The organism is Nostoc sp. NMS4 (genome assembly GCF_017115095.1).
Lineage (GTDB): Bacteria > Cyanobacteriota > Cyanobacteriia > Cyanobacteriales > Nostocaceae > Nostoc.
Genome location: NZ_JABXKI010000165.1, coordinates 53,944 through 64,900, shown reverse-complemented (window position 1 = coordinate 64,900; position 10,957 = coordinate 53,944). Strand labels below are relative to the sequence as shown.

6 protein-coding genes are annotated in these 10,957 nt (G+C 43.8%); 4 read left to right on the top strand and 2 right to left on the bottom strand.

Going from position 1 to position 10,957, the window contains the following annotated elements:
• Window positions 1-535 precede the first annotated feature (535 nt).
• The 3 genes from HWQ37_RS14105 (at window position 536) to HWQ37_RS14095 (ending at window position 5,229) form a co-directional block, all read left to right on the top strand.
• Complete coding sequence (locus HWQ37_RS14105; protein WP_292748210.1) at window positions 536-1,201, top strand: hypothetical protein; 666 nt, start codon at window positions 536-538, stop codon at window positions 1,199-1,201.
• 375 nt (window positions 1,202-1,576) lie between these two features.
• The gene (gene recD2, locus HWQ37_RS14100; protein WP_292748209.1) at window positions 1,577-3,703 is read left to right on the top strand and encodes an SF1B family DNA helicase RecD2; all 2,127 of its coding nucleotides are present in this window, start codon (window positions 1,577-1,579) and stop codon (window positions 3,701-3,703) included.
• Window positions 3,704-4,299: 596 nt separating this feature from the next.
• A complete protein-coding gene (locus tag HWQ37_RS14095) occupies window positions 4,300-5,229 on the top strand; it encodes a tyrosine-type recombinase/integrase (protein WP_292748208.1) in 930 nt (309 codons plus the stop codon).
• 106 nt (window positions 5,230-5,335) lie between these two features.
• Here the strand turns inward: HWQ37_RS14095 and HWQ37_RS14090 are convergent, their stop codons facing one another.
• Window positions 5,336-8,788 carry a plasmid replication protein, CyRepA1 family gene (locus HWQ37_RS14090; RefSeq protein ID WP_292748213.1) on the bottom strand — a complete coding sequence of 1,151 codons (3,453 nt, stop codon included), beginning with the start codon at window positions 8,786-8,788 and terminating at the stop codon, window positions 5,336-5,338.
• Between the two features lie 123 nt (window positions 8,789-8,911).
• Here HWQ37_RS14090 and HWQ37_RS14085 point away from each other — a divergent pair, with 123 nt between their 5' ends.
• Entirely contained in the window at window positions 8,912-9,157 is a 246-nt protein-coding gene (locus HWQ37_RS14085; protein ID WP_292748207.1) for a hypothetical protein, read from the top strand.
• A 12-nt stretch (window positions 9,158-9,169) separates the two neighbouring features.
• On the opposite strand, the gene HWQ37_RS14080 is transcribed toward HWQ37_RS14085, so the two are convergent.
• Window positions 9,170-10,591: a hypothetical protein gene (locus HWQ37_RS14080; protein WP_292748206.1), complete on the bottom strand. Its 1,422-nt coding sequence runs from the start codon at window positions 10,589-10,591 to the stop codon at window positions 9,170-9,172.
• Between the last annotated feature and the right edge of the window lie 366 nt (window positions 10,592-10,957).

Here is a 10,957-nt window from a genome sequence, read left to right as displayed (position 1 = left end):
AGTCAACCCCAAAATCCACGTACTCTGGTACTGAAAAAAACAGAACTGTAGTACTAGAGCAATATTTCTAACATTAATAATCTACATAGATAAAAATTCTTTGTTGTATTATCAGCCTTTGTGATTGATATACTCACATCCCTAATCGTTTATTAGTATAAATATTTTTGCAACCTCTTCAGTAAGTGTCAAATAGGGGGGATTGACTATTGGCTAGTTTTATGATGTGAAATATCTAAATTAGTTTTAACAAGTGATGGGGGTTTAAGTCCCCTGCCTAATTAAAATCCCCGTTACAAAACGTAATTGCAAATTGCGAATTGATTTAAGTATCCCTGCTCTCCATAAATTGAACTTTCCCTTCGATACCTCACCATGTTTTGCATCATAACTAAAAACTGTTAAAACTTGATTACATGTATAGAAGAAATATGTATAATACTTGCAGCTTGTACTTCAGCATTTGTTAGAAGTAGATATTTGGTCAAGCAAGGAAATTGGAAATTAATTTTCATAATCATTTGTTGGAGTATTTATGAGTAAAAGAAAAATATTTACAGCACTTGTTTCAATAGGTGTAGGACTATGCTTAGGAGCTTGCCAGTCTGATGCGGACAACCTTGCTCAGGCAGAGAATGATTATGGGGCTAAGTTAACTGATGTGCAAAGCCAAAAAGATAAGGAAGTACAGGAGCAAATAAGGCAATATGTAGAAGAGACACCTAACTTATATAGAATAACTTGGAAGGTATGCGGAGATTATAGAAGTCGTCTGCGGGATGGAGTAAGATGTAGCGAAACTAAAATTCCCAAAACTAAAGGATATGTTGATCCCGTTTACGTCTGGGCAGCTAATGGGGTGCAGTTTGTTAATAAGCAACACTTTGTTAATAGCTATTGGGCTACAGGATTGTTTGTCAAGTCTAAAGGATGCTTGAACTCAGGTAAGCCAGAACAAGAGCAATTTTATAATGTAAAAAATTTCACCAGAGATAAAACGAATGCTGTTCCTACCGCAGCAAACGTGAAGGTTGAAGCTCTGTCAAAGCAGGAAAAGCAAACAGTAGTAGAACTTGCCTTCAAGGACGCAGAAGTAGAAAATTATGCGCTGACAAATTTCGGTGTGTCAGCAACCACAGCATTAATACCCACTGGGAAAACTTGCTTGACTCTCGAAGAATGGAAGAAGACGCAATCGTAAAAATCAGGCACAGTCGCTTCCTTCCTTGGATCGCAGTTCCGTCGCGGCGACTTCCTCCATCTCCACCACAACCAACCAACCCAATTCAAGTCTAATTCTTTCTTAGATAAAGAAAATAATTTAACTTGTTGACCCCTTGTCCTCTGCTTGCGGTAAGTTAACTTTAACCCCTGTTGGTCTAACAACAACCCCAACAGCCAAATCGGTTTGGGGTCAGAGGGAACAGTGAAACCCAAAATTTTTGATGTGAGCAGCGCAGTCAACAGCGATCGCCGTCAGCAGTGATTTCCTTACCAGCGACGAGTCGAGAGAGAATAATGGCACATCAAATTGGGATAATCTCTTTTAGTCGTAAATATTTTACCCCTGACCAAGATGCCAGCGCCTTTAAAAGTTGACCTGTCACCAATAGAAGATCAAGCCCTACTAGCACTCACTCAAGCAAAAGGTATACCACCAAGAACTCAAAGTCGTGCCACTGTACTACGCTTATCAGCCGCTGGATGGACAGTGCTAAAGATCGCACAATACTTAAAATGGCATCCACAGACTGTACGCGACACAATTCATCGCTGGTACTGGGGCAAACTCGATAGTTTGTGGGATTGTTCGCGTCCGGGTCGCCGTCGCCGATGGCATAACCCAAATATGAAGTCTCTGCTTCAATTCAAAATATCTTTATTTAGCTATCAACTTATTTTTATTTTATTTTCTTACATCTCTTACATCTATTTAATGCTATTTCTCCACAGTCATGGCGTTTCTACTACTTATGCAGTCAAAATTTACAGGCAGTACAAGGATGAAGCACTCGCTACTCTCACCAGCAATCCCTACCAGTTAGCTGCTGACATCTACCGTATTGGTTTTCTGAGAACTGATAAAATTGCCTTTAATTTAGGAGTTGCGCCTGATAGTCAGTTCCGTTACCGTGCTGGTTTAATTCATGTTTTGAACGAAGCTGCTGCCGATGGGCATTGCTATTTACCCCAGCCAAAACTCATTGAGAATGTTATCAAACTGCTGACTACAGCAGATCACACACCCGAAGAAGATGCCCTCGCTGATATTATCAAAGACATGGCACTCAAGGATGACTTAATCCGCGAGAAAAGCGAAGACCAAACGCTGCTATGTTATCTACCAACGTACTTTCACACCGAACAGAACCTTGCTCAATTAATACAATCTAGATTTTGCCAACCAGTTGCACAAGATATGCCTCGTGTTCGCGCCTGGATTGAGCGCTTCACCAAGAGTCGTAAAATCAAACTTTCACCACAGCAACGGCTAGCGGTAGAAATGGCTGCATATTCAAGGGTAATGATTCTTACTGGTGGCCCCGGTTGCGGTAAAACTTTCACCACCCAGACCATAGTCTCTCTGTGGAAAGCAATGGGCAAATCTATCGCCTTAGCTGCGCCAACTGGACGCGCTGCTCAACGCCTGAGTCAAATCACACAACTCGAAGCCAAGACCATACACTGCTTGTTGGAATTTGACCCAAAGACAATGGCCTTCTTACGCGATAATCAAAACCCTTTACCCCATACCGCAATTGTCGCGCTAGAAGCTAGTATGCTTGATTTGTTTCTGGCATCTTCTTTGGTAAAGGCGATACAATACGGTTCCCAACTACTGCTAGTGGGTGACATTGACCAGTTACCCTCTGTCGGTCCCGGTCAAATCTTTGCTGACTTGATTAATTCTGGTCACGTTCCGGTGGTGCGGTTGACCAAGGTATTTAGGCAAGCCCAACAGAGCGCAATTATCACCTCTGCTCACCAAATTAACCGAAGCCAGTTTCCCACAATTGAACCGATTTCCGATAATCCCGTGTCTGAGTGTCTGTGGCACGGCGGCGGTCATCACCCCAAACATGGTGTTAAAGCAATATCCGAAATCATTACAGACTTGATTCCCCGCCTGGGTTACAATCGAGCTACGGATGTGCAAGTGCTTTGCCCCACGTCGCGCGGTTTGCTTGGGACTCGTAACCTCAATACCGTATTGCAGCAGTTGATTAATCCGCCCAGTCCCGACAAAGTAGAGATTACCAGGGGCGGGAATTTATTACGAGAAGGCGATCGGATCATTCAACTGACTAATGATTATAATCACGAAATTTTTAATGGCGACTTCGGAATTATCAAGGTCATTGATCCTGAAGAGATGGAAGTTACTGTGCAGTATCGTAAGCATACTGTCGTTAGGACCAGAGCAGACTTAAATCAAATTGCCCTCGCCTGGAGCCTCACCATTCATCAAAGCCAGGGTTCAGAATATCCGGTAGTGATTCTGCCAATTTATACGCAGCCTTATATGATGTTGTCTCGTAAACAGTTGTACACAGCATTAACTTGTGCCAAGCAGTTAGCGATTGTCGTTGGTTCCAAGAAAGCGATATCCAAGGCTTTGCGTTCTAGTGACGGCCAACTGCGATATACGCGATTACAGCAGCGGTTGGAAAGCGCTTTTTTGCACCCGACGATTGCAATTTAGAAATGTTCAACTTAACAATTTCACCCGGCTTGCGGTTGTTGCTCTCAATCAAGAGTGAGAAAAGAAGTAGCTAGCTGTGCTTTCGCCCCCTGTCTGGTAAGCGACGGCGGGGCATTTCATTACTGGTAAGTGCCTTGGCAATTCTTGAGAAACTACTTCTCTAGCTCCCGTTTGCGGTTCTAGAAAAAAAGTGTCTTAAACACAAAGCAATCAAACCACTCTCAAAAAATAAACTAAAAATGACTCTATAGTTTTATGGCGTGATAGCGCTTAAAAAGCAGTACACTGCGGCGTAAATAAACTTTGGAGTCCGCTCTTTGACCTCTTATATCATTTATTAACTATAAAGTCATTTTTAGTTTATTTTTTTCACCTACTTTTAGGCTTTTCAAAATAAATACCCTGCTGAACAATTGCATAACAGTATTGTGTTTGTCACGCTCCTCAGTATTAGAGGTGTACTATACGCAAAAATCGAGAAATTTTCATTCGCTTGAGGGTGAGTTGAAACGCCCATTTTAAAGGACAATAAAAATCAGACACTATAAAACCAGACGAAACTGTGATTGTGTCTGATTTTTAAGGGAGTAATAAAAATGACGCTCTCTCTTGTCCACATAACAGCGCATAGAAAGGCTCTTGCTTCCTTGCCAGTAGCGCAGGCGGAGGCGAAGTTGATTGCGCTGTGGCTGGAGGGAAAAGCGTCGTCTTCTATTCGGGCTTACCAGCGATACACTAGGCGATTTCTGGATTTTCTGGACAAGCCGCTCAAAAAAGTGACTTATGAAGACTTGGTAGAATACGCCGCTGACTTTGGGGGCAATGCCGAAAGCACAAAGCGGATATACATAGCTTGTGCTAAAAGCTTGATTAGTTTCGCTCATAAAATTGGATATCTCCCTTTTAATGTGGGTATGGCACTAAAACTGGGTGAATTGCCAGATGTAATCAACGAACGCTATCTCGATGAAGCTGATATTAAATTGTTGATACGGGCAGCCAATAAGCATTTAGCTGATGCGAAAACTTCCAAACGACAGTACACAGCCCTACGTAATTTGTTAATTATCAAACTCTTGTATCAGGCAGGGTTACGGGCAAGTGAAATCTGTAATTTAACTTGGGTAGATTTGACACCCCGCAGTGATAGTGGACAGGTGTACGTGAGAAAAGCCAAGGGGAGCAAAAATCGCACAATTCTCATTAAGCCGAAACTGTGGGCGGAACTAATGGAGTTCAAAGGTCAAGCTTTACCTACAGACGCAGTTTTCCGAAGTCAAAAAGGGGGACATCTCGACCGTCAAAACTTGCACCCGATTGTCAAAGCAATTGCACAAGAAGCTGGATTAAGCGAACTGGTTTCTGCTCACTGGTTACGTCATGCCCACGGTTCTCACGCGATTGAGCGCGGGACTAATCCAGTGCTGGTGAAAGAAACTTTGGGTCATGCCAATTTAGCCATCACCGATCGCTATTTGAAAGCTAGACCCAATGACAGTAGCGCTTTAAACTTGATGGATCTTTAACATTTTGCATGACTTGTGAAAATGCAGCACAAATTGGAACCAGTGGCATCAATTGCTACCGGGAACGAAACAAAAAACAGCTTTCAAATGCCAAAGGGATTTTTCTCTAGCCAGCCCCCTCCATAGGTAACACTTCTTCCGAGAGCCATTCATAAAATTCAGGAACTTGAGATTCCACAAGTCGCAGTTCATTTGCCGCGATCGCTTCAAGTTCCAGCACCGTCTCCCAGCGCAAATCACTCTGCCATCGCTTGAGAATGCCTTTAATTGCGTCTACTCCACGAGAAATACCAGAGCGAAGTATTTCTACGCAGTGGAGTAGCGTAATGCGATCGGTTGGGGGCGACTCAAATTCGGTAGTATCCTCCCCTTGGCAATGGGAGTTCCCTATAGCATCAAGGGGGGGGATGGATACGGGCTGCTGATTAGGGTTTACACTATACACAGCAGGGGTTTGAGCAGCGTAATAGGTTCGATTTTCTTTTTGATTACGCTTTTCCACGCGATGAGCAATTACCTGGAGAGCAAATTCCAATTGCTCTTTAGATAAAGAGAAAAGTTTCACCTGTTGACCGCGTTTACCTTGCTTACGGAAAGTCAACTTTAGCCCCAGCTGCTCTACTAAAGTTCCTAGCAACCAAATAGGCTTACAGTCGCTGGGGATAGTAAACCCAAGAATTGCTTTGACGTGAGCAGCACAATGTATAGCGATGTCCCTCATCTTGAGTAAGGTGGAATCCGAGGCGGTAACTTCCTCACCTGCAACTAAAGAAGTGAGAATCTGATGCAGCCCCAGGTTAAATCTAGCCAGCCACCGCGCCGAATAATTGCCCCAGTCGATGCACAAAGGTAGATTGTCGCGCTCGGTGCGGTCTTTTTGGGTGACAATTGTTGGTGGTGTAGGATAAGTTTGCCCAGTTTTGGGGTCAGTAAACGATTCTTCGGGTGGGGCTAAAATGGCTTCAAGTCCAGCAATTGCTCTAATTAAGCGGCCACCTTTATCCATTTCTACGAGTGATTCGGTTACTTCGATGCCGTAAGAATCAGAAATGCGGAACTTTTCACATTCAAAAATTTCGCTAGGGTCAAGGTAATCTTTGCTCTGACGGGCACGGTACTCACTCAAAGTAATATTCTTAGCCTTGGCAACATGAGAATTGTGGGCATGATCCAAAGCTTCTGCTGCTGCTTTTAAACTTTCACGGGATTGAGTATCATCATCACTGCCCACACATATAAATGTATTGCCCATTTCGGTGAGCAGCGATCGCAAATCATCGCGCAGATTATTGAGAGAATAGTGGCGGTTGGCAAGAATTTGGCAGTAAGCCTCAAGCGCCCAATCTTTCTCGGCTCCGCGCTTACCTGTTTGACGGTCAATCCGCAACAGAAAAGCGGTCATTTCATTGGTTTGGAGCAAGCGCTCTTTAATCTTGGTAGCATTGGTATCCTTGTAACCAAAGGGAGGACGTGGGGCCACCCAAATATGAAACGGGACTTTTGGACGATAGCGGTACAGTTGTTGAGCGCACTCAGTAGCGGTTTGGGAAACACCGTGAAAGACACCGAATACAACATCAAAATGATACTCAGAAATATCGACACCAGTACCGAGACTGGGAGAGGTGAACAAGGCATCAAAGTTTTTGACGGCGTTGGTGATATCTTTGATGAAAGCGACATTTTCATCGCTGCCAGAATTATCGGAATGAACCGACCAAATGCGCCATTTTTGTGGTGTATGTGATTTTTCGGAGTTAGATTCTTCGTACTTGATAGTAAAGGATTTGTCGAGTTTCTTGATGAAACGCTTACTGTCACTTGCAACCATGATTTTCTCACCAAGCATCAGCGCTGCCGAGATTTGGGCGACTAGGGCGCTTGAATTATCCCCCTCGTACCAATAAATTGTGCGTGAACCGTTTCGCCACTCGTTTTTGATAATGTACGGGACTTCACCTTTTGGTCGCATTGCAAGAAAGAAGTCTACCGTTAAATCATCCATGTGTGCATCAGCGATGACGACCAGTGGCGCATTGTATACTATATATTCCAGTACTTCAAGTATTGCTGCACGGTGTTGTTTGCAAGTATTACTGTGTAGTAGGTGGGTAAGGTATTGGCAGGCTTCATCTATAAATATGCAGCCGTAGGTGAGAGACTGAGTATTCAGCTTATGCAAGCTGTCAATAGTAATACTAAGGGCTTGGGCTTGAGCTAAACCTGTGTAACCCAAATCAGAGTACATGGCGGTTTTGAGTCGTTCGGCAAGATTTTTCAGCAAATTTACGCGATGCCCATTGTTGAGGAACCGCGCGTCGGGGTTTTGGTTACGCCACCAGCGCATAAGTTCAGTTTTGCCTGTACCCATGTCGCTCCAGAGTACAACCAGTCCTGATTTTGGGAAATTGAAGGTAGGGGATTTCTTCGATTTGGATGAATCAACTTCGCCAGAATTGGTAGACTCCTTGTTTCTTTGATGTCCTTTTATAGATGGCGTGAAAAGTTGTTCCTTTTCAAGCTCATAAAGCTCAGGCACTCTCAAGCATTTTTCTTCAAGTTCAGGAATGCACAAAGCCTCAGAGAGATACTTGATATTAATAGTGACATCTGGTTTGTATTTGCTAAGTCCCCATTTCTTAGCCCGATACGAGCGCTGGTAATCGGCAAGTGATTTGGCATCGTCTATAATTGCAGTTAGTAGTGCATTGGCATCTTCACTGCGACTAACTACAAAATCATCAACGCCTTTTTCTGGCCCCGGCAGTAATGCAACTTCACAAAAGCAACCTGCCGATTCGATTGCTTTTGCAGTGCGAACAGTGGCTTGAAACACCGACCACCTGGTTTTAGAAGAAGTTTCGTAGTCGAATAAAATAATGAACTTGCGCCCCGCCTGAGCCATTGGTACTAAGTCAGGATGCAACCGTTCATCAAAATCTTGTTTGCCCACGCGCCCGTTCCAAATTCCCGGAAGTGCGATCGCTACAAACCCCAGACTCAGCAAGCAAGCGGCTTTCTTCTCCCCTTCGCATAATATTATCGGAATCTCTGGATGCTGTTTCACCCACTCCCAAAATATTAGTGGATTGAGTTTATCCAGTAAGCGCAGGGCCAAAAGGGAATGATAGCGCTTAATTAAATAACGTTTTGCTACTTTGTCCCAGATGGGGTTAGCAACATCAAAGTAGGTAACGCGGTTGGGGGTTTTGGGGGGTGACTCGTATTTGACGGGTTTACCTTTCTCCCAATCAATGCGCGGGAAGTTGGGCTTAATCCGCCCCCACTCCATTGGTTGCCAGTTTTTAAACGGGTCAAGAGATTGAATCCATGTTCCTCCCAGCAATAGATGCTGATATTGCCTTATGTATGCATCTGTGACTCGACCTGCATTTTTTCGAGGGATTTTGTTGGAGATAAACAGGTAATCGTAAATTGATTCTCCTTCGATGTGGAAGAAGCAGCTCTCAATCAGGGCTGGATGAATGGCACTACCAACATATAACTCATGGTATTCAGCAGCCTTGAGATTGTTTGGGTATTCAATTGGGTGTAATATCTGCTCAATTGATACCTTGCAATCTGGTTTCGGCTCGAATGGCTCTTTGTTGCCACTCTTAATTGCATTTTTATTTGTATTCACATTCAATACCTTTATTTTTCCATGACAATCTGAGCGACATTGCACCTATGCCGCATTCATCAGTCATCAAGTATCCGCATTATCAGCGATAAGGACGGAGCATTTATTTACAGCGAATTGCAATCAAATGTGCCACAACTAAAAGCAATACTGGGCTTTGTTTTAGGATTTATTTTTGTGGCGGGTTTGCTCGAAAACTGCTGTAAGTTGCATAAAATCTCCCTCTGTACTGCGGGAGCAGAACCCGTAGGGTTATCCTTACAGCGAATCAACCTCGAAAAATGAATGACGATCAGCTTAACTGTTAACTGTTAACTGTTTTTCCTTTTCTTTTGTGATTAAATCAGTCTCCTGGGTGGTAAGTTCAGCCCAGTAGTCTGCTTTGATCACCTCGTATTTTTCAGCCACAGCCCAAAATTCCTGCCATGTAAACTCAAGACGAGCAAGTACTTGCCTAATTTCCCTAATAGCCACAGGTAATAGTTGTAATTGCTCCGTCCTTGTTGCGATCGCTTCTTTTGTGGGTTCACTCCCCAAAATTATCGCTGCCGCCTTGAGAGCTTGGGTGTTGTTCATGGCAACGCTTAGGTTTTTCAGTGCCATGCCCATGAGCCGTAGACATTCTTGGGCATTTTCTTTGGGGGGTTCGGCTGCAAGAGTTCGCAAATCAATGGTTTTTTCTAACGCCTCTTTGACTTGCTTGTTCAACACAATAGTCGCCTGTTGCGTCATAGTATTTCCCCACTGCTGTTGAGGGCGTTCAAGTAGTGCGTTTTCTAGTTCCTGGATACGTTGGTGGAGTTGCTGATTCTCAATATCGAGCTTTCTCAACCCCTCCATTTCATCCAATCGCTGCTGCAACTGGATATTTTGCTCCCTCTGCTGCTTGTACAGGTCTTGCAGAGATTGGATTTGCTCACTTACTTGGGCTTCGGCTCTAGCCCCCGCTTCTGCTTGTAGTCCAATCCTCAATTCCTGCTCTAGGCGCTCTAACTCAAGTTTGTGTTGCTCTTTGAGTGCTGCGATCGCTTCGGCATAAACTTTAGGATATGTACGCTCAGTCGATTGGGACACAATTGCGGCATCCAAATCAGTGTTGTTTACCAGCAGCCTTTCACCATCAGAGAAGGTGACAATCTGCTGCGAATTATTCGGAGCCGAAGCCTCAATTACTCCCGATTCTCCATAACGGGGATGTTCTGGTGATGAAATTGTGACTTTCATGTTTTTGGGAACCAATGGTTCCTGATTTTTGGGAACCAATGGTTCCTGATGGAATGGCTTTCTGCCTAAAGGCATTGGGGCAACAATATTAGCCGCAGCTGCGAAATCTGATTCACTAGGGTCTGGGTTTGATTCAAGAGCCAGTGTGATCGCAGCAATAAGTTTTTCTGGTTCTTTGGCTAACCTCAAAAGAGGACGGGCTTGGCGCTCATTTTTAATCTGTGACCCCAACTCCCCTGCTGCAACAATAACTTTTGATGCCCCTAAGAGTTGATTTATACGCCGATAGCCGCCATATATATGCAATTCGCCTTGGCAATATTTTTCAAAGTTTTTGTATCCAGCGATTCTGTACATCTGCTCGTCATGCATGATGCGAACCTGTTCTACTGCTTGCAACTCAAATTGGTCAAGAGCAGCGAAGGTGTCTTTGATACTACTGTTGAGATCATCGTAATGAAGTTCTGATTTGGTTTCTCTATCTACTGTCAGCATGTTTCTCTCCTGTCGTGATCACTAGGAGAGGTGTTTGAAAAAATTTTTGATGTAGCCTTAACCCGGACACCCTGTTGTATTGGCCTTATGTCATTTTTCACGATATTTTTCCCTGATAACTTGGTTGACAAGCTTTTACTCGGGGGTTGTATCAGTTATCAGTTATCAAAGACTCTGACTGATAAGTGGTAACTGTTATTCGCGCTGCTACATCTTTTAACTACAAAATTCGGAATCTTTCTTAACCAAACTTAACTTTACCTAAAATTTATGAATTTTGACAGCAAAAACATCCCGCAAGGAATGGACTTTCCAAGCGGCAGACCCTATAATGGATCTGGCAGCGCGGTAAAAACTCTCGGACAA

What these genes read in the sequence shown, in the direction of transcription:
- HWQ37_RS14080 (WP_292748206.1), bottom strand. Translation starts at nt 10,591, where the DNA reads ATGCTGACAGTAGATAGAGAAACCAAATCAGAACTTCATTACGATGAT.
- HWQ37_RS14095 (WP_292748208.1), top strand. Translation starts at nt 4,300, where the DNA reads ATGACGCTCTCTCTTGTCCACATAACAGCGCATAGAAAGGCTCTTGCT.
- recD2 (WP_292748209.1), top strand. Translation starts at nt 1,577, where the DNA reads ATGCCAGCGCCTTTAAAAGTTGACCTGTCACCAATAGAAGATCAAGCC.
- HWQ37_RS14105 (WP_292748210.1), top strand. Translation starts at nt 536, where the DNA reads ATGAGTAAAAGAAAAATATTTACAGCACTTGTTTCAATAGGTGTAGGA.